General features: G+C 55.8%; 16 protein-coding genes. 8 read left to right on the top strand and 8 right to left on the bottom strand.

The window, feature by feature from the left end; translation table 11 throughout:
* The first annotated feature begins 134 nt into the window (after positions 1 to 134).
* Together PMI17_RS18830 and dcuR are read left to right on the top strand one after the other, a co-directional pair.
* Positions 135 to 1,760, top strand: a complete 1,626-nt coding sequence (locus PMI17_RS18830) for a sensor histidine kinase (protein WP_007891599.1) — start codon at positions 135 to 137, stop codon at positions 1,758 to 1,760.
* Complete coding sequence (dcuR, locus tag PMI17_RS18825) at positions 1,757 to 2,476, top strand: two-component system response regulator DcuR (RefSeq protein ID WP_007891598.1); 720 nt, start codon at positions 1,757 to 1,759, stop codon at positions 2,474 to 2,476. The genes PMI17_RS18830 and dcuR overlap by 4 nt, the downstream gene beginning before the upstream one ends.
* Here the strand turns inward: dcuR and PMI17_RS18820 are convergent.
* On the bottom strand, positions 2,470 to 3,429 hold the full coding sequence (locus PMI17_RS18820; protein ID WP_007891591.1) for an FAD:protein FMN transferase: 960 nt from the start codon (positions 3,427 to 3,429) through the stop codon (positions 2,470 to 2,472). The genes dcuR and PMI17_RS18820 overlap by 7 nt on opposite strands.
* 51 nt (positions 3,430 to 3,480) lie before the next feature.
* Entirely contained in the window at positions 3,481 to 6,261 is a 2,781-nt protein-coding gene (locus PMI17_RS18815) for a flavocytochrome c (RefSeq protein WP_007891589.1), read from the bottom strand.
* A gap of 605 nt (positions 6,262 to 6,866) precedes the next feature.
* On the opposite strand from PMI17_RS18815, the gene PMI17_RS18810 reads away from it, so the two are divergent.
* Positions 6,867 to 8,378, top strand: a complete 1,512-nt coding sequence (locus tag PMI17_RS18810) for an anion permease (RefSeq protein WP_007891586.1) — start codon at positions 6,867 to 6,869, stop codon at positions 8,376 to 8,378.
* A 164-nt stretch (positions 8,379 to 8,542) separates the two neighbouring features.
* Positions 8,543 to 10,186 carry a class I fumarate hydratase FumA gene (fumA, locus tag PMI17_RS18805; protein ID WP_007891584.1) on the top strand — a complete coding sequence of 548 codons (1,644 nt, stop codon included), beginning with the start codon at positions 8,543 to 8,545 and terminating at the stop codon, positions 10,184 to 10,186.
* 101 nt (positions 10,187 to 10,287) lie between these two features.
* Here fumA and PMI17_RS18800 read toward each other — a convergent pair whose 3' ends face one another.
* A complete protein-coding gene (locus PMI17_RS18800; RefSeq protein ID WP_007891580.1) occupies positions 10,288 to 10,500 on the bottom strand; it encodes a hypothetical protein in 213 nt (70 codons plus the stop codon).
* Between the two features lie 172 nt (positions 10,501 to 10,672).
* Positions 10,673 to 12,193: an aldehyde dehydrogenase family protein gene (locus PMI17_RS18795; protein ID WP_007891579.1), complete on the bottom strand. Its 1,521-nt coding sequence runs from the start codon at positions 12,191 to 12,193 to the stop codon at positions 10,673 to 10,675.
* Between the two features lie 238 nt (positions 12,194 to 12,431).
* Between PMI17_RS18795 and PMI17_RS18790 the strand changes: the two genes are divergently transcribed.
* A complete protein-coding gene (locus PMI17_RS18790) occupies positions 12,432 to 12,995 on the top strand; it encodes a class I SAM-dependent methyltransferase (protein WP_007891578.1) in 564 nt (187 codons plus the stop codon).
* Here the strand turns inward: PMI17_RS18790 and PMI17_RS18785 are convergent.
* Entirely contained in the window at positions 12,983 to 13,708 is a 726-nt protein-coding gene (locus PMI17_RS18785; RefSeq protein WP_007891576.1) for a glutamine amidotransferase, read from the bottom strand. The two genes, PMI17_RS18790 and PMI17_RS18785, sit on opposite strands and share 13 nt — an antisense overlap.
* A gap of 190 nt (positions 13,709 to 13,898) precedes the next feature.
* On the opposite strand from PMI17_RS18785, the gene PMI17_RS18780 reads away from it, so the two are divergent.
* Entirely contained in the window at positions 13,899 to 14,789 is an 891-nt protein-coding gene (locus tag PMI17_RS18780; protein ID WP_007891574.1) for a DMT family transporter, read from the top strand.
* A 47-nt stretch (positions 14,790 to 14,836) separates the two neighbouring features.
* Entirely contained in the window at positions 14,837 to 16,198 is a 1,362-nt protein-coding gene (locus PMI17_RS18775) for a CoA transferase (protein WP_007891572.1), read from the top strand.
* Between the two features lie 3 nt (positions 16,199 to 16,201).
* On the opposite strand, the gene PMI17_RS18770 is transcribed toward PMI17_RS18775, so the two are convergent.
* Genes PMI17_RS18770 through ghrA form a run of 3 tightly spaced genes read right to left on the bottom strand, consistent with a single transcriptional unit; the run spans position 16,202 to position 18,489 of the window.
* Entirely contained in the window at positions 16,202 to 16,762 is a 561-nt protein-coding gene (locus tag PMI17_RS18770) for a molecular chaperone (protein ID WP_007891569.1), read from the bottom strand.
* A 26-nt stretch (positions 16,763 to 16,788) separates the two neighbouring features.
* Positions 16,789 to 17,526, bottom strand: coding sequence for a phosphatase (locus tag PMI17_RS18765; RefSeq protein ID WP_007891566.1), 738 nt, complete (start codon positions 17,524 to 17,526; stop codon positions 16,789 to 16,791).
* A gap of 24 nt (positions 17,527 to 17,550) precedes the next feature.
* On the bottom strand, positions 17,551 to 18,489 hold the full coding sequence (ghrA, locus tag PMI17_RS18760) for a glyoxylate/hydroxypyruvate reductase GhrA (protein ID WP_007891564.1): 939 nt from the start codon (positions 18,487 to 18,489) through the stop codon (positions 17,551 to 17,553).
* Positions 18,490 to 18,696: 207 nt separating this feature from the next.
* On the opposite strand from ghrA, the gene treA reads away from it, so the two are divergent.
* Positions 18,697 to 20,376 (top strand): alpha,alpha-trehalase TreA, encoded by a 1,680-nt coding sequence (gene treA, locus PMI17_RS18755; protein ID WP_007891562.1) that lies wholly within the window; start codon positions 18,697 to 18,699, stop codon positions 20,374 to 20,376.
* Positions 20,377 to 20,525 lie beyond the last annotated feature (149 nt).

The raw sequence follows: 20,525 nt of genomic DNA, 5'->3' as shown, positions 1-20,525 counted from the left end.
CAGCCGATGGCGAACGAAAGTCGCTCAGCGCTTAACTGTTCGGTATTACGCCATGAATGGCAACCTTACCTGGTGCGCGACCTGCACGCATTTATCCGTCATAATAACCGCCCTCTTCTCCGCCGAGAGCGATCATGTCTTCTCCACAGCAAGGAATAACGGCGCGCAAGCAGCCGATGAAGCTCAATACGCTGGTCACCCTGATGCTCAGCGCGGTAATTGTGCTGGTGCTGCTCAGTGTGCACATGTTCTATTTTTTCCAGATTGGCGCGGCCACCCGCGCGCAGCTGGAGGATAAAGCCATGGCCGTGGCGCGCACGCTGGCCGATTCGCCTGAAATACAGCGTGCGCTGACCTATCCGCCGGATGGCACGCGCATCCAGCCAATCGCCAAAGCGGTTGAGGAAACCAATAATTTGCTGTTCATTACCGTGACCAACATGGACGGCATCCGCTATTCACATCGCAACCCCGAACTGATTGGCAAACACTTCATCGGCGACGATCTCGAACCCGCGCTGCGCGGCCATGAAAATGTCTCGGTGAACCAAGGTTCGCTAGCGAAAGCGCTGCGCGTCTTCACGCCGGTCTTCAACGCGCAGCACCAACAAATTGGCGTGGTGGCGATAGGCATCTCACTGGATGCGGTCAGCGTGCAGATCAACGAAAGCCGCTGGAGCATTCTGTGGACCATTTTTATTGGTACGCTGGCGGGCGCGATTGGCACCCTGGTGCTGGTACGCGTGCTGAAGCGCATTCTGTTTGGACTCGAACCCTACGAGATCTCCACGCTGTTTGAACAGCGCCAGGCGATTTTAAACTCGCTAAAAGAGGGCGTGGTGGCGATGGACGAGCAAGCCCAGGTTACGCTGGTCAATCAGGCGGCGCGTGCGCTGCTCAATGATTCCATGGGCACAATCACCGGCGATCGCATCTATGATGCGTCGGTGATCAACGATCATCTGCGTGATGTGCTGCAAAGCGGACGGGCGCGGCGCGATCAGGAGCTGAATGTTAATGGCCGCGTGCTGCTAAGTAATACCGTGCCGGTGCGCAACCAGGGCCGGATTATCGGCGCGGTTTGCACCTTCAGGGATAAAACGGAAATCAGTCAGCTAATGCAGCGCCTGACCGGCATGGTAAACTACGTGGATGCGCTGCGTGAACGCTCGCACGAGTTTATGAATAAGCTGCACGTGATTCTCGGCCTGCTGCATATGAAAAACTACACGCAGGTAGAGAGCTATATTCTCAAGACCGCCAATAATTACCAGACGGAGATTGGTTTCCTGCTCGACAAAATAAAATCGCCGGTGATTGCCGGATTTTTGCTGAGTAAAATCAACCGCGCCTCGGATTGCGGCCATCGCCTGACCATTAGCGATGCCAGCTTCCTGCCCGACAGCGGTAATGAAGAGCAGATGGCGGCGCTGATTACGGTGATCGGCAATCTAATTGAAAACGCGCTGGATGCGCTGAGCGAGCAGGTTGAAGGCGAGATTCACGTGATGCTGCACTACCAAAATGGTTGGTTAACCTGTGAAGTGAGTGACGATGGCCCAGGCATTGAAGCCGATCGCCTCGCCACGATTTTTGAAAAAGGCTTCTCCACCAAAGGTGAAAACCGCGGTGTCGGGCTGTTTTTGCTGCAGCAACAAACCGAGCATATCGGTGGCAGCGTAAGCGTAGAGTCAGAACCCGGCGTGTTTACCCAATTTTTAGTCCAACTTCCCTGGGATGGAGGAAACCAATCCGCATGATCAATGTGTTAGTGGTCGATGATGACGCCATGGTCGCCGAGCTTAATCGCGCTTATATCGGCCAGATTCAGGGCTTTCACTGTTGTGGCACCGCCTCAACGCTGAAGCAGGCGAAGGAGATCCTGTTCAATAGCGATACCGCAGTCGATCTGGTGCTGCTGGATATCTATATGCAGCAGGAGAATGGTCTCGATCTGTTACCGGAACTGCGCACGGCGCAAAGCGCGGTGGAAGTGATCATCATTTCGTCAGCGGCGGATGCAGAGAATATCAAAACTTCGCTGCACTACGGCGTGGTGGATTATCTGATCAAACCCTTCCAGTTCCCGCGTTTTGAAGAGGCGCTGACCGGCTGGCGGCAGAAGAAGTCGCTGATGGACAATCAGCATTACTATCAGCAATCCGATGTTGATTTGCTGATTCACGGCAGCCCGGCAACGCAACACGATAATAAGCGCCTGCCAAAAGGGTTAACACCGCAGACGCTACGCACGCTGTGTCAGTGGATTGACGCCCATCCGGGTCATGAGTTCTCGACCGATGAGCTGGCGGCCGAAGTGAATATATCGCGCGTCTCTTGCCGTAAATACCTGATTTGGCTGGCGCAGATTAATATCCTGTTCACCAGCATTCACTATGGCGCCACCGGTCGCCCGGTATATCGCTATCGCTTGCAGCCGGAATACCATTCGCTGCTGCAGCAATATTGTCAGTAACGGAGCTGCCAGGCGAAATCGCGCTGCTGGAATTGGAAGTGGCGCGGCGAGGAGCAGATAATCTGCCGATCGCGCGTAACAAATACCGCATCGATATCGGGCTGGTCAGCGAGATACGCCAGCCCTCGCTCTACGCCCATGCCGTAGAGCAGCGTGGTGTAGATATCGCCATCAATTGAGCGATCGGAAATCACCGTCACGCTCAGCAGTTCATTATCGAGCGGATAGCCGCTTTGCGGATCAAAAATATGGTGCCAGCAGCGGCCATCCCGTTCGAAATAACGCTCGTAAATGCCCGACGTCACCACCGATTTACCCTGCACTTGCAGCACGCCTAACAGCTCATCATCACGTCCAAAAGGTTTTTTCAGACCGATGCCCCAACCTTGCGGTTCATGCGGCGGCGAGCCCAGCGTTTGCACATTACCGCCCAGATTAATCAGCGCCTGCTGCACGCCCTGCTGACGCAGAAACGCCTGTACGCGATCGGCGATATAGCCTTTGGCGATGGCGCCGAGATCGATCTCCATGCCCGACTGCAGCAGAAATACCGAGCAATCGGCGGAATTAAGCACCACCTGATGCGGATCGGTCAGTTTCAACAGAGCAGCAATCTCGTTTGCCGGCGGCACCGCGCGTCCCTGAAATCCAATCTTCCAGCGCTTCACCACCGGCCCGATAGTGAAATTAAACGCGCTATCCGGTAGCAAGCTCACGGCGTGTGCCACGCTAATCAAAGCGAAAACCGGCTCGCTCACCACCACCGGATTCCGGCCTGCGGCCTGATTGATCGACATCACTTCGGATTCAGCGCGATTAACGGTGAACAGATTTTCTTGCTGCTTGATGAGTTGGAAAACCTGGCGGGCTAGCGTGGGATTGTCGTCGAAGAGTTTGAGCAGAATGGGCGAACCCATAAGTACGGCAGAGTAAGAGAAGACGCCATCGGTCATTGCATGCCTCTAAAGAAAACGATGCCCGCACAAGGCGGGCATCTTTACAGCTTAGTGTCCTAGCGCCAGTTTAGCGGCATTGTGGCCGGCTTTGATACCAAAGATGATGATATCGGCCACCGCGTTACCGCCGATGCGGTTAGCACCGTGGATGCCACCGACCACTTCACCTGCCGCCCACGCACCTGGAATCACTGCTTTCTGTGCATCCAGCACCGCGGTATCGGTGTTGATTGTCACGCCGCCCATGGTGTGGTGCACGCCCGGTGCGATACGAATCGCAAAATACGGACCTTTGTTCAGCGGATGACGCAGCGCCGTTTTACGGCCAAAATCTTCGTCGTCCTGCTTCGCCACGAACTCGTTGTAACGACCCAGCGTGGTTTGCAGCGCTTCCTGATCCATATTGAGTTTCACCGCCAGCTCGTGTGGCGTTGGTGCGCTAATCACGAAGCCTTTGGCGATGTATTCGTCAGCCGCTTTGTTGTTAGCACGAACCTGCTCATCAAAAATGATCCACGCGCTCTTCTCAGGCAGGGCGATGATCTCGGCAGAAACTTTGTCGCGGGTTTCCATTTCGTTGTAGAAACGCTTGCCCGCCTGACTGACCAGGATTGCTCCGCCGCCGCGCATCGCTTCGGAAATCAGATACGAGGTGGTTTGCTCAACCGTTGGGTGAATCTGAATCTCGCCCATATCCACCGTATCCGCGCCGATGTGTTGCAACATGGCAATGCCGCTGCCGGTAGCGCCTTTGTGGTTGGTAGTCACGAAACCATCCAGCTCAGGGCGATATTTCACCACCATCTCGCGGTTTGCACTGAAGCCACCGGTGGCCACAATCACGCTTTTAGCGTTGATGATACGGCTATCGTTGTACTCATCCACCACTTTAACGCCGGTGACTGCGCCATTTTCCACCAGGATTTCGGCCACCGAGGTTTCCAGCAGCACTTCGATATTGCGCTGATTCACATTTTTAACCAGGCCGCTAATCAGGAAGCCTCCCACCGCAGAACGATCTTCCGGACGATGCGTACGATCGATGCTCATACCGCCGGTGATAGTGATGTCGCACAGCTCGATCTCTTTCGCCGCCAGCCACTCAATCGCTTCAGGTGCTTGCTCAACAAATTCGCGCAGCAGTATCGGATTATTTTTGAATTTGCCGCCCTTCAGCGTCTCTTCGTAGAACAGCTCTTTACTGTCTTCAATGCCTTTCAGCTTCTGATAACGGGTTTCGGCCGCGTTCATACCCACTGAGGCTTTAATGGTGTTGCCGCCGATGGTGGGCATCTTCTCGATGATTACCACGCGTGCGCCATCGTCATGCGCCTGAATCGCTGCCGCCAGACCGGCACCGCCGGTGCCCACCACCACCACATCGTAATTAACCGGTGCGTTAGGGTTACCGCCCTCCTCAATCACATACTCTTTGCTTGAGGTGGTCATGGCGCGTGATACCGCTTTTTTCAGCGCTTCACTCTGCGTAGTGGCGCCGGTAATGGCATCCACGTGTGGGCTGTTCGCCACAAGAATGCGTTCACGCAGGCTCTCGAAGGTACTGGTGAAGTCGACATCGAGGCTCGGATCCGGCACCAGTGAAATGTCGGTAATACGGTCGGTATCCAGCGTCACGTTGATTTTCAGCTTCAGCGCTTCGGCTTCGACTTTGGCCTGATAAACGCCGGCTTTGTACTTACGCCCGGTATCGCTGACGTCGCGAATCATCGCATCCACCAGCGAGAAGCGCCACAGCGGTTCCGGGATGGTCAGCTCTTCGCGCTTGGTGCTGTCAATGTACAGCTCCATATGCTGATTTTTGATCGCGCGATCGGCCCAGTCCGGATAGGCGATACAGGCTTTACCGACCGCAACCAGATCGAAACCGTGCTCCAGCGCATTCTCGGCATCTTCTTTATTCACAATGCCGCCGACGCCAATCACCGGCACTTTCGCCAGGTTTGGTGAGCGCTGGGCAAGGTATTTGGTGATCAGCGGCGTAGGATCCTGGGTATCGACTATCGACGGACGCAGCAGTTGGCCGACGGAGAAGTGCACGTAATCGAGGCCGCGTTCGGCCAGTTTTTCCAGCAGGTACAGCGTGTCATCCCAGCGGATACCTGGGACTTCCAGCTCTTCCGGTGAGAAACGATAACCAATGACGAAATCCGCCGCGGCAAAACGGTCGGCCATTTTGTGGGTGATCTCCAGCACTTCCAGTGGGAAACGGGCGCGATTATCGCGGCTGCCGCCCCATTTATCGTCGCGCTGGTTCGAGTTTGGCGAGTAGAACTGTTGGATCAGATAGGTATTTGCGCCGTGAATTTCCACGCCATCAAAGCCGGCTTTGATGGCACGGTTCACCGCATCACCAAACTTGGTGATCATCACGTCGACTTCTTCTGCCGTCAGCGCTTGTGGCGTGGTGGCGCCTTCACGCGGTGCGGCGATGGCGCTAGGCGCGACCGGGGTTTTACCGCCGATCAGCGCAGGTTCCACCATACGGCCGCCGTGATAAATCTGCAGGATCGCTTTGGAGCCTTGAGACTTGATGGCGTGCGCGATTTTCGCCAGGCCGGGAATTTTGTTATCGCTATCGATGCCGAGCGCGCCAGGGAACGCCGGGCCGCGGTTATCAACAAAGCAGCATTCAACAATCACGGTGCCGATGCTGCCGGCACGCACGCGATAATATTCGACAAGGTCACTGGTAACACCGCCGTCAAAGTAACCGGTACAGGTGGTCATCGGTGCCATAACCAAACGGTTTTTGAGCACCGCACCTTTCGGTAGCGTAAGCGGATTAAGAATCGGGGTGAGCGTATTCATGATGAGCAACTCCAGAATTAAGAAATTTTGTATTCAATTCTTTGGCGGTTCGGAGGAATTTATATTTATTTGAGTGGTCCGACTTCATGCCATAAATATACCATTTTATTTACTTACATAACCTTATTCGTTAGTTATATAAGTTTTACGCATGAAAATAATATTTGATGCTCATTGCTGAAAGCTGCGTTCCGCTAAGTTTTAACCAAGACTTGACAAAAATCAACTTTTTCCTTACATTTAAAACAAAACCAGCCTTATCATAAAGATAAATCATCACCCTCCTCTGTTTTTTGCTTGATTTGTGGCGTTTCGTTTGCCTTACACAGTTAATTTTCACCTAATGGTTCGTTTATTAACAGGCGCACGCTTAATGCAAAAAAAACACGAATAAATTTTATTGATCTAGATCAAAATAGATATTTTAATTAATCGCATCATATTCACATTCAATAGATAATTCGCGCATCGAATTTTGCAAATAGCGATTTATTAAAACTCAGTTTTAAATGTCACGACTAATCTGCTACAAGGGTTTTGTAACTAAATAAACCCACTTAGTTCGGGGCGTATAACCGCATCTCCATAACTTGCAGACCAAAACTATGAACACACAAACCACCCAGAGTGAATCACTACCCGCGCCGCCTGCGGCACCGGGGAAAAAGAACCGCCTGATTATGTTGTGCCTGCCAATTGTTGTCGCTGTGCTGTTGCTGCTGGTGCCAACGCCGGCAGGACTCGAACCTTACGCATGGCACTTCTTTGCCATTTTTGTCGGGGTGATTGTTGGATTGATTTTTGAGCCGCTACCCGGCGCGGTCATCGGCTTGACCGGCGTGGTGATCATTGCGCTGTTCAGCCAATGGGTGCTGTTTAGCCCAGCGGAACTGGCCGATCCCAAGTTCAAAACCGCCGCGCAGTCATTCAAATGGGCAGTGAGCGGCTTCGGCAATTCCACGGTCTGGCTGATCTTCGGTGCCTTTATGTTCGCTGCGGGCTACGATAAAACCCAGTTTGGTCGCCGCCTGGCGCTGATTCTGGTGAAATATCTTGGTCGTCGTAGCCTGACGCTCGGTTATGCGATTACCTTCGCTGACCTGCTGCTGGCGCCGTTTACGCCGTCGAACACCGCACGCAGTGGCGGTACCATCTATCCGATTATCGCCAACCTGCCGCCGCTCTACGGTTCAAAACCTAACGATCCGAGCGCACGCAAGATTGGTTCTTACCTGATGTGGGTAGCGATCACCGCCGCGTGTATCACCAGTTCAATGTTCCTTTCGGCTCTGGCACCTAACCTGCTGGCGCTGGCGCTGGTGAAAAGCGTGGTCGGCTTCGATATTTCCTGGGGCATGTGGTTCCTCGCCTTCCTGCCGCTGGGTGTGCTGCTGATTCTTACCATGCCGCTGCTGGCCTACTGGCTCTATCCGCCAGAAGTGAAAGTGAATGATGAAGTGCCGCGCTGGGCGACTGCTGAGCTGGCGAAACTGGGCAAACTGAAACGCAACGAAATCCTGCTGCTGGGCTTCGTGGTGGCTGCGCTGATGATGTGGATCTTCGCCACGGCGTGGATTGAACCGGCGATGGCCGCACTGTTGGTTATCGTGCTGATGCTGTGGACCGGTGTACTGAATTGGAATGACATCACCAGCAACAAAGCAGCCTGGAACACTTTTGCCTGGTTCGCCACGCTGGTCGCCCTCGCCGATGGCTTAGCACGCGTTGGCTTCATCGCCTGGCTCGGTAAAGAAGGTGCGATGCTGCTACAAGGCTATGACCCGCAAGTTTCTGCCGTGGTCCTGTTAGTCGCCTTCTATCTGCTGCACTACCTGTTCGCCAGTACCACGGCGCACACCACGGCGCTGCTGCCAGCGATGTTGACCATTGCCGCCTCCATCCCGGGCATCAACATGCCGGTATTCTGTTTGATGATGTGTGTTTCTCTCGGCGTGATGGGCATTATCACCCCGTACGGCACCGGCCCAAGCCCGATTTACTACGGCAGCGGCTATCTGCCAACCAAAGATTACTGGCGTCTCGGTACCATCTTCGGTGCGTTGTTCCTGGTTCTGCTGATGGTTGTCGCCTATCCATGGATGGTGATGATGTTCTGATGATGTTGCTTCGATGTTAAAACGGAGCCGCGTATTACCGTGAAAATGTTATGATGCTCGCCAGTCAGCCCCTGCGGAGGGCTGGCGAGAGAAAAATCAAATAACAGATTGCCTAATTTGTCGCCCGTCATGCTGGCGGGCAACACGAAGCTAAGTGAGCCAACATGTCGAACAAACCCTTCTATTACCAGAATCCGTTTCCTCTCGCCAAAGATGATACTGAATACTATCTGCTGAGCCGTGATTACGTCTCGGTGGCCAACTTCGATGGCGAAGAAGTCCTGAAAGTCGATCCTAAAGCGCTGACGCTGTTGGCGAAGCAGGCATTCCATGATGCGTCCTTTATGCTGCGCGCTTCGCACCAGGCGCAGGTCGCCGCGATCCTTGCCGATGATGAAGCCAGCAAGAACGATAAATATGTCGCGCTGCAGTTCCTGCGTAACTCGGAAATTGCCGCGAAAGGCGTGCTGCCAACCTGTCAGGACACCGGCACCGCCATCATCATGGGTAAAAAAGGCCAGCGCGTCTGGACCGGTGGCGGCGATGAAGCCGCGCTGTCACAGGGCGTCTACAACACCTTTATTGAAGATAACCTGCGCTACTCACAGAACGCCGCGCTGGATATGTATAAAGAGGTGAATACCGGTACCAACCTGCCGGCGCAGATCGATCTCTACAGCGTGGATGGCGACGAGTACAAATTCCTGTGCATTGCTAAAGGTGGCGGTTCCGCTAACAAAACCTATCTGTATCAGGAAACCAAAGCGCTGATTACGCCAGCTAAGCTGAAGAACTACCTGGTCGATAAGATGATGTCGCTGGGCACCGCGGCCTGCCCGCCGTACCACATCGCCTTTGTCATCGGCGGCACCTCCGCAGAAAGCACACTGAAAACCGTTAAGCTGGCTTCAACCCACTACTACGATTCACTGCCGACTGAAGGCAACGAACATGGTCAGGCCTTCCGCGATGTGCAGCTGGAAGAAGAGTTGCTGAAAGCGTCGCAGGAGCTTGGCTTGGGCGCGCAGTTTGGCGGTAAATACTTCGCGCACGATATCCGCGTAGTGCGTCTGCCACGTCACGGCGCATCCTGCCCGGTGGGCATGGGTGTGTCCTGCTCCGCTGACCGTAACATCAAAGCCAAAATCAACCGCGAAGGCATCTGGATTGAGAAGATGGAAGATAATCCGGGCCGCTATATTCCGGAAGAGCTGCGTCAGCAGGGCGAAGGTGAAGTGGTACATGTCGATCTGAACCAGCCGATGAGCGAGATTCTGGCGCTGCTGTCGGCGTATCCGGTCTCCACGCGCCTGTCATTGAATGGCACCATCATCGTGGCGCGCGACATTGCACATGCCAAGCTGAAAGAGCGTATTGATAACGGCGAAGGTTTGCCGCAGTACATCAAAGATCATCCGGTGTATTACGCGGGTCCGGCCAAGACGCCAGAAGGTTATGCTTCTGGCTCACTTGGCCCAACGACTGCTGGTCGTATGGACTCCTACGTTGATCTGCTGCAGGCCAACGGCGGCAGCATGGTGATGCTGGCGAAGGGCAACCGCAGCAAGCAGGTTACCGATGCGTGTCAAAAACACGGCGGCTTCTATCTGGGAAGCATCGGCGGCCCGGCAGCGGTACTGGCACAGCAGAGCATTAAGAGTCTGGAATGCGTGGAGTATGCCGAGCTTGGCATGGAAGCGATTTGGAAAATCGAAGTGGAAAACTTCCCGGCGTTCATTCTGGTGGATGACAAAGGAAACGACTTCTTCCAGCAGATTCACAACAACTGCGCGGCCTGCGTGAAGTAATTTACGCATCGCAGCACAAAAAAGCCGTTATCGTGTGATAGCGGCTTTTTTATTGCGATATTTCTGACAAATTGATCATCGAATGAGGCAAAGCAAAAAAGTTAAAAACGGAATTGACTCTCCAGCTGACGCAATGTCTCTATGCGCTGCGCCGTGGCGATTTCGCGCGCTTTCACTTCCAGCAGCAGGTCAGCATCATTCTGACCAATCACATACACCGCCTGACGCCCAGGCAGATTTACCGTAATAATATTTTGTTCGACACCGTCCAGCATCTCATCGTGCTGTTCCAGGTAGTTGTACAACGTGTTCATGGGATCTCCTTAAAATAGGTGGGCCATTCTGGCAAATCACGCCCTTTAAAGAACACAAGACCTGGCTTAAAGATGTTACGTAATCGGAAATTTCTTGCGACATGACTATCCTGCAGAGGCAAGATGACGGAGAGGTGAACGGGCAGCAGATGACTCTGCTGCCCTTGGTGGATCAGAAGAAACCGAGCGGTTGGGTGCTGTAGCTCACCAGCAGGTTTTTGGTTTGCTGATAATGGTCGAGCATCATTTTGTGGGTTTCGCGGCCAATACCCGATTTTTTATAGCCGCCAAACGCCGCATGTGCCGGATAGAGGTGATAACAGTTGGTCCACACGCGACCCGCTTTGATTGCACGGCCCATGCGATAGGCACGATTGATATCACGCGTCCACACGCCCGCGCCGAGACCATAAATCGAGTCATTGGCGATGGCGAGCGCTTCGGCTTCATCTTTAAAGGTCAGCACGCCGACCACCGGTCCAAAGATCTCCTCCTGGAACACGCGCATGCTGTTGTCACCTTTCAGCAACGTCGGCTGGATATAGTAGCCGCTGGCAAACTCCTCACCGATCTTCTCCACGCCGCCGCCGTGCAGCACCTGCGCGCCCTCTTGCTGCGCTATTTCCAGATAAGAGAGGATTTTATCGAACTGCTGCTGCGAGGCCTGCGCACCAATCATGGTTTCGGTATCCAGCGGATCGCCACGTTTGATGGTTTTGATACGCTTCATCACCGCTGCCATAAACGGCTCGAAGATCGACTCCTGCACCAGCGCGCGTGACGGACAGGTACAGACTTCACCCTGATTGAGGAAGCCGAGCACCACGCCTTCTGCGGCTTTCTCAATGAAACTCTCCTCCGCGTCCATGATGTCTTCGAAGAAAATGTTCGGCGATTTTCCGCCTAGCTCGACGGTGGACGGGATGAGACTTTTCGCGGCCAGTTCGAGAATATGCCCCCCAGTGGCGGTTGATCCGGTAAAGGCGATTTTGGCGATACCCGGATGCGACGCCAGCGCTTCGCCGGCCTCTTTGCCGTAGCCATGCACCACGTTAATCACGCCCGGCGGCAGCAGATCTTTAATCACCTCCATAAACAGCGTAATTGACAGCGGCGTTTGCTCAGCCGGTTTCAACACCACGCAGTTGCCTGCGCCCAGTGCCGGCGCCAGTTTCCATGCCGCCATCAGCAGCGGGAAATTCCATGGAATGATTTGCCCTACCACGCCCAGCGGTTCGTGGAAGTGGTAGGCGGCGGTGAACTCATCGATTTCAGCCGCTGTCCCTTCCTGCGCACGCACGCAGCCAGCGAAATAGCGAAAGTGATCGACCGCCAGCGGCAGATCGGCGGCCAGCGTTTCGCGCACCGGCTTGCCGTTATCCCAGGTCTCATTGACTGCGATGTATTCCAGATTCTCTTCCAGCCGGTCAGCAATTTTTAGCAGCACTAACGATCGTGCCTGCGGCGAGGTTTTGCCCCACGCATCGGCGGCGGCCTGCGCGGCGGCAACGGCATTATCGATATCAGCGCGATCCGAGCGCGGAAATTCGCCAATGGTGGAAGCATTAATTGGGGAGGTGTTGAGGAAGTAATTTCCATTCACCGGCGCAACAAATTCGCCGTTGATAAAGTTGCCATAACGCGATTGCAGAGTAATGAGAGAACCTTGTTCTCCCGGAGCAGCGTAACGCATGGTGTTTCTCCTTGCGGGACAGAGTGGCGATTAACAACTATGAAACCTGTTATTAACATTGAGCGATCGGTGCCAGCCTGTCAGATCGCAGAGCGGGAAACTGTGACCGCATCGTGGGAAATTTGGCGTGCGGTCGCTGCTACAGATAATTCCGAGTTTTCCCGCAGATGCAGCAAAAAGCGGAACATGGGCCAAATATGTGGTCAATATGAAGCAGGATACTAACCAGGAGAAACAGATGTTGGCTTCAGCCCTGACGTTAATGCGCGCCAAAGCGAACTTTGTTCAGCAATTTATCCGCAACCCGCGCAAAATGGGCAGCATCACGCCCTCTTCCGCCGCGCTGTGCCGCACCATGTGCGATGCAGTGAATTGGGATAGCAGTATGCGCATCGCCGAACTCGGCGCCGGTGACGGCGTTCTGACGCGTCATCTACTGGCTCGCATGGCGCCGGAAGCACAGCTGGATGTGTTTGAAATCAGCCCGGAACTGGTGAAAAGTCTGCGCGGCTTACCGGACCCGCGCATGCAAGTGCGTGCCTGTTCGGCTGAGTATCTCGCTGGGGAATATGATGTGATTTTTTCTGGCCTGCCGCTGCTGTCCTTACCGCCCGCCACGCGCGATGCGATTCTCAGCGCCGTGCATGATGCGCTGGGTCCACGCGGCGTATTTGTTCAGTTTCAATACACCTCGTTTACCCAACCCAATTTATCGCGTTACTTCACCTGGGAACGCCAGCGGGTGCTGAAAAACATGCCACCCGCGTGGGTCTATCGCTGCACCCGTCATTACGCGCCCTGAGCCTGCACGCGCGGCTGCGGCCGCGTTTGCTGCCAGAAGCTCCGTAACAGTTCACGCGACCAATCTTCCCCCACCAATGGCGTACCCTCATCGCTGACGCCCGCCGGTAAACAAGCCGTCATAATGTCGCGGGTAAATTCCGGATGGAACTGTACCGACAGCGCCTGCGGTGAATAACGCAAAATTTGACAGCCATCCTGCGCCGAACTCGCCAGCACTTGCGCATGCGGCGGCGGCGTTAATACCGATTGACGATGGGACAACCACGCCTTGAACTCGCCCGGTAAGGGCCCCAGCCAGGGATCGGTTTTCGCCTGCGCACTGCACGTCAGCGGTTTCAGTCCACGCTCCCAGCCTTGCGGATTATCGCCCACTTTGCCACCCAGCGCGTAAGCCATCAGCTGATGACCGTAACACACGCCGAGCAGCGGCAGTTCTGCATCCAGCACGCCGCGAATCCAGGCGGCGGTGCGTTCACTCCAGTCGGCGTGATCGGTCACCATCGCCCAGGAACCGCTGAGAATCGCGCCGCTGACGCGGTCAAACGCCGGTAAATCATCGCCCAGATGCGGACGTACAATCACATAGTCATCGGGCTGCAGCTGCAGCGCATCGATAAACCACTGCGGTTGTTCACCAATTTGTGCCACAACCTGTGGCGGCGGAACGTCGAGTTGAATCAGGGCAAGGGGTAATGCGCGGGTCTGTGTCATGCCGAATACGTTCCTCATTATGGTCGCTTTTCGGACATCCACTTTGACAGTAAATCAGCAACATGTCTTATTTTTTTCCTGCATAAGCTAATGCTTCAACGAAATTTTTTTCCTCAGACACGCCCGAAATCATCGCCTTCATGCCATCATTAGCCGGTATTAATCCTGATTGACGGTGAAGGAAGACATTGTGGCAGCGCGGCATTTTTTTATGGTTCTGATGGTGGTTTCCATCTGGGCGTTCAATAACGTAGCGGTAAAGTGGGGATTGCTGGAACTTCCCCCGCTGTTTCTTACCTGGATGCGCTTTGTGGTGGTGGCGATTGTGCTGGTGCCCTTCTGTCGCATTACGCGCGCGCAGCTGCCGTGGCTGCTGACGCTGGCGTTCACCTTTGGCTTTATGCACTTCTCGCTGCTGTTTGTCGGCATGCGTTACACCGATGCCGGCACCGGTGCCATTGTGGTGCAGCTCGGCACGCCGATTGCCATGTTGTTGGCGATGGTGATTCTGAAAGAGAAGCTGCGCGCGATACAGCTGATCGGTATCGCGATTTCGTTAAGCGGCGTGGCGGTGCTGTCGGGTAGCCCCACCATTCCGGCCTGGTGGGTGCTGTGCATTCTGCTGTGCAGCGCCTTCGGCTGGGCCATTAGCAATATGATTGTGAAAAAATCGCCGCCGATTAAACCGCTGACGCTTACCGGCTGGATCTCCTTCCTTGCGGTGCCGATTGTCGGCGCAGCCTCCTGGCTCACCGAATCACACCAGTTTTACGCGCTGAGCCACGCGGGCTGGCGCGGCTGGTTTGGTATTCTCTACAGCGCGCTGGCCTCGTCGATTGTGGCCTACACGCTGTGGTACGCGTTGCTGAAGAAGTACAACGTGAATCTGATCATGCCCTACTCGTTGCTGACGCCGGTGCTGGCGGTGTTGATGGGCGTACTGGTGCTCGGCGATAGCATGAACAGCTTTAAGGTTCTCGGCGCTTCGCTGGTGGTATTGGGGACCGCGATTGCCGTGATCAATCTGCGTAACCTGCGCATGCACGCGCGTTTCCCCCGTTTACGCTTGCGTCGCCGTTAAATTGCCTCTGCTATGCTTGAGTCTCGCGCGTTATCCGGAGACTCAACATGGATTCTCAACGTGCTGCCGCACTGTGGCAGCAAATGTGGCAGGGATTACGAGGCGCAGATGCGCTTCCCTCGCTCACCTTCCTCCAACCCGAAACCTTCGCGTCTGCCTTTGCCGTCAGTGAACTGGCGGCCACCAGCATCGGGCTGGCCAGCCAGGCGCTGAGCGACTTACTCGGCCAATCCGCGCCGGTCAGCATCAACGTCCGTCTTGCCTCACGCTGGTTTCAACACAGCCTGATTCCGCTTAATCGGCCTCCCGCTGCGCTGTGGGACGAATTCGCCGGCGATTACGCCAGCGCCGACGGCTGGGTCCGCCTGCACACTAATGCCGCTCATCATCGTGCCGCGATGGAGCAGGTTCTTGGCCAGCATGCCCATCGCGCCTCACTGGCCGACGCGGTCGCACGCTGGCCCGCCGCCGCGCTCGAGCAGGCGGTAATTGAGGCCGGCGGTTGCGCCGCGCAGATGCGCAGCGAAGCACAATGGCAGCAGCATCCGCAAGGCAGCGCGGTGCAACATGAGCCGCTGATTGCACAGCTGGCCTGCGGTGAGGCGCCGACGCCAGGCTGGACGTTGTCGCCCGCACGCCCGCTGCTCGGCGTACGCGTGTTGGATCTCACCCGCATCATCGCCGGTCCGGTCGCCACGCGCTTTCTCGCCAGCCTTGGCGCCAATGTGCTGCGCATCGATCCGCCCGACTGGCACGAGCCGACGCTGGAAGAGGAGATCACCTGCGGCAAACGCTGTGCGCGTCTTGATATCAAATCACGGGCCGGGCGCGAACAGCTGCGCCAACTATTGCAACACAGCGATGTGCTGGTACACGGTTATCGTGCCGATGCGCTGGAGAAACTGGGACTGGATGCCGATACCCGCCGCAAACTGGCACCCGGCTTAGTGGATGTCAGCCTTAATGCGTGGGGCTGGAGCGGGCCGTGGCGCAACCGGCGCGGATTCGACAGCCTGGTGCAGATGGGCTGCGGCATCGCCGAGCAAGGCATGCGTTGGAGCGGCAGCAACAAACCGACACCGCTGCCGGTGCAGGCGCTCGATCACGCCACCGGCTACCTGATGGCTTCAGCGGTGCTGGAAGGTCTGCGTCAACGGTTAAGCCACGGCGTCGGCTGGCAGGCGCGTTTGTCGCTGGCACGTACGGCGCAGCTGTTGCAACAGTTCGGTGCCGCGCCAGAAAATGGGCAAAACGGTATTGAGGCGCAACGCGATGATGTGCTGAGCAGTGTGGAATTCAATCAGTGGGGGATTGCGCAGAGATTGCGTGCCGCGGCTTATCTGCCCGGCACGCCAATGATCTGCGCTACGCCGGGTGTCAAACTCGGCAGCAGCGCAGCCAGCTGGTAACGATTACGCCTCGTCGCCCTGCTCTTCGTTAAGCTCGTCATACATCGCCTGCATGGCTTCACGGCTCAGTGCGGCCAGCGTGCGATAAAACGCCGTGGTAGCGTGCGCTTCCACTTTACCGAGGAACGCGCCGCACCACGGCAGCAGATACTCATCGAACAGCGCCAGCTGTGCGGCGGATTCATCTTCCGCCGACTGATCTTCCAGCCACGACGCCGCCAGCAGCAGCACGCCGAAGTGATCGGCCGGGGCTTCGCTTAGCGGCATGCCGCGGGCGCTGAGAAAGGCGCGCACCTCGGCTTCCTGTGGGCCATTTGGCCACTGCGAAGCATACGGTGGCACGCTGCACTCGCTGCCTACAAACAGCGCGTTGTAATCGGCGGCCAGCGCCTGGGGATCGCTATTCTGCTGCAGACGCGTCAACAGTTCCTCCTGCTCCAGCGGCCACTGCTGTTGCAGTTTGCCTTCGCGCAGCAGCGTGAACAGCGGTACCAGCAGCGGATCCTGCGGCTGGCGATTAAACAGCGAGCCGATGACGCGGCAGAGAATGGAAAACTCATTCATGCAACAGAATTCCTTGAGGCAAAAAGTTAAAAATCAGCAAATTCAGCAATATGTTTGCCGGTGCGCTGTTCGAGGAAATCGAGCAGGCGACGCGGCGTGACATTTAACACGCGATCTTGCGGAAAATCCACTTCGCTGGTGATGCGAATGCAGTGTTCGAAATGCCCCAGCGTAAACGCGGTATGCGAATCGGAACCAAATGCCAGGCGACCACCGGCATAGCGCACGGCTTCAGCAATAGCGCGGCAGTTCGGTTCGCTGCCCGGCCGTGAATGCGTAAAGGAGGAGTTATTGATCTCCAGCGCCACATCGTAGTGCGCCGCAGCTTCGGCAATCGCGCGGATATCTACCGGGAATTTTGGGTTGCCGGGATGAGAGATGATATGCACTAAACCTCCAGCCATGGCGGCAATCATCGCTTCGGTGTGATGCGCTTTATCGCGCGGTGCATACACTGGCTCGTGGAAGCCGGCGACGATCAGATCGAGCGCATCCAGCATCGGGCCGCTGCAATCAATCTCGCCATGCTGATTTTTGATGTTGGCTTCAATACCGCGCAGTACGCCGACGCCGTCAATCACGCGCGGCCAGATGCGCATGTTGACGAAGTGCCAATAGTGCGGCGCATCGGCCATATCCGGACCGTGATCGGTAATGGCAAACAGCTTTAAGCCATTCTGTTTCGCCTGCGCCACATAATCATGCAGCGTGCTGTATGCATGGGTGCTGGCGACAGTGTGCATATGTAAATCAACGGGATACATCTTCATCTCCTGACCAAATGTGAGTTAATAACCGCGCTGGCGATCGACCAAACCGCCTGGCTTATCGCCCTGCTGTAGAGCAAGTATGGCATCCGCAATGTAATCCATCGCTTCACCCGGCAACGTGATAGCCGCAGTATGTGGCGTGATTGTGACATGCGGATGAGACCACAATGGATGATCCTGCGGCAGCGGCTCGGTCTGGAACACATCCAGCGCGGCAGCCGCCAGCTGACCGCTATTCAGCGCGGCGAGCAAATCGGCTTCCACCACATGCGCACCGCGCGCCAGGTTAAGGAAGCAGGCACCGTGCGGTAACACGCGCAAAAATTGGCTATCGATTAAGTTCGTGGTCTCCGGCGTGGTGGGCAGCAGATCGATCAGCACCTGGGTGCCATCGAGGAAGGCATTCAGCTGATCGCGCCCGTGGAAACTCTGCACGCCGTCAATCTGTTTGGCGGAGCGGCTCCAGCTACGCAACGGAAAACCCCACTGACGCAGGCTTTCCAGCACGCTGCGGCCTAATACGCCCGCGCCTAAAACACCAACGGTGAAGTTGTGCCGATCCCGCCCATCAAGCTCCTGCCACTGCGATTGCTGCTGCAGTTGGCGATAGTCAGCGAAGCGGCGGAACCAGCCCAGCACGCACCAGTTGGCATACTCCTGCATCTGGCGCGCCATACCGGTGTCTTCCAGCCGGAACAGCGGCACCTCGTCAGCCAGCATCTGTGGATTTTCACGAATTTGCTTAAGAATTTCGTCGACGCCCGCGCCCATGGCAAATACACCTTTTAGCTGACGGCCTGCCAGCATCTCAACCGGCGGAGAACGCACGATGGCGTAATCGGCCGGGGCCGTGTCGCCTGGCTGCCAGTGACGAACGCGCGCCTCAGGTAAACGCTGACGTAAACCGTCCAGCCAACCGTGCGGTGCCAGCGATGGGTGATACCAGATAATCTCCATACAGCTCTCCTTTTTTTCTTTCAGCCTCAGGCAAATAGCCGTACAGGGCAAGCAAAAACCTTAGCCTTAATGCAATTTCTCAGGTGATTAATTCCGGGCGCTTCACATTTCCACTGCGACACAAGGCTAAGCGACGCGATAGCGACTAAAGTTGTTCGGGTGGTCAATGCGTTAGCACACCACCTTTTCGGACAAGGAGAAAAACCGATGATAAAAAATGCCGTATTCACGCCCGCGCGTCTGACCTTTTTACTCAGCGCCGCACTGCTGGCCGGCGCCAGCGCCGCGCACGCCGATGACCAAAGCCGCATGCTCAGCAATCAACCGCAGCCACCGGATGTGCGCCTGGGACCGTTGTTCAATGCGGTGCAGCAGGCGAAATTTTATCCGGATCAGAAAACCTTCGCCGATGCGGTGCCAAAATCGAATCCCTCTTCGATTCTCGCCGACTGGCAGATGCAGAAAAGCCAGCGCAACTTCGATCTCAAGCACTTTGTCGACAGCAACTTTACGCTGCCGAAAGAGCAAGACAAATATGTACCGCCATCCGGACAAAGCCTGCGAGAGCACATCAACGGTTTGTGGCCGGTGCTGACGCGCACTGCGCAGAGCGCCAGCCAATATGATTCACTGCTGCCGCTGCCAAAACCTTATGTGGTGCCCGGCGGTCGTTTCCGCGAAGTCTATTATTGGGACAGCTACTTCACCATGCTGGGCCTGGCGGAGAGCGGTCACTGGGATCGCGTGCAGGATATGGTGGATAACTTCGCCACCGAACTCGACAAATATGGCCATATTCCTAACGGCAACCGCAGCTACTATCTCAGCCGCTCGCAGCCGCCGTTCTTCAGCTTGATGATTGACCTGCTGGCGACGCACAAAGGCGACGATGTCTATCGTCAATACCTGCCGCAGTTGCAGAAAGAGTACGACTACTGGATGGCGGACAGCGATAAAGTCGCCGCCGGTCAGGCCAGCAAACGGGTGATTAAACTGAGCGACGGCACGCTGCTCAACCGCTACTGGGACGATCGCGACGCACCCCGTACCGAATCCTGGCTGGATGATGTCAACACGGCGAACAAAGCGCCGGAGCGCAATAAGCAGCAGGTGTATCGCGATCTGCGTGCGGGCGCGGCGTCAGGCTGGGATTTCAGTTCGCGCTGGTTTACTGATGCCCATAATCTGGCCTCGATCCGCACCACGCAGTTAGCGCCGGTCGATCTCAACAGCCTGCTGTTCCACCTCGAACAGACATTGTCGAAAGCGTCCAAACTGGACAAGCAGGATGACAAGGCCAAAGCGTTTGCTGCGGATGCCGAAAAACGTCAGGCAGCGATCAATCGTTATCTGTGGAACGACAAACAAGGCTGGTACGCCGATTACGACTTCCAGAAAAAGCAGGTACATCCTCAGCTTACGGCAGCCACGCTGTTCCCGCTCTATATGCAGGTAGCGAGCGATAAACAAGCAGATCGCACCGCTAAAGCGGTGGAGAAACAGTTGCTGAAACCCGGCGGATTGGTTACCACCACCGTAAACAACGGCCAGCAATGGGATGCGCCAAACGGCTGGGCCCCGCTGCAGTGGGTGGCGGTAGAAGGTCTGGAGCATTACAACCAGCCGAAGCTGGCGCAGCAGATTGGTCAGCGCTTCCTGCAAAACGTGCAGGCAACTTACGACAAGGAGCACAAACTGGTTGAGAAATATGTGGTGGAAGGCGCGCAGCTGGGCGGCGGTGGCGGCGGTGAATATCCGCTGCAGGACGGTTTCGGCTGGACCAATGGCGTGACGCTGAAACTGCTCGACAAATACTGCCCGAAAGACAAAACCTGTAATAGCGCCGGTGATATTCCTGATATGCCTGCGTTGACTTCCGCGAAGTAATCCTATCCCTCATGCCGGGCGAACAGGCCCGGCAACCGCACATTCCGTCGCGGCGTAATTTATTGCGCATCCTCTGGATGGGCATAATTCCGCCATTATTATGCGCGATAAATCGCGCCGCTACGGCTTGTATGCGTCATCTGTGCATT

The sequence above is a fragment of the Pantoea sp. GM01 genome (genome assembly GCF_000282675.1).
GTDB classification, from domain to species: Bacteria; Pseudomonadota; Gammaproteobacteria; order Enterobacterales; family Enterobacteriaceae; genus Pantoea; species Pantoea nemavictus.
Note: the sequence above shows the minus strand (reverse complement) of the source record. Positions and strands in the feature narration are given on the sequence as shown.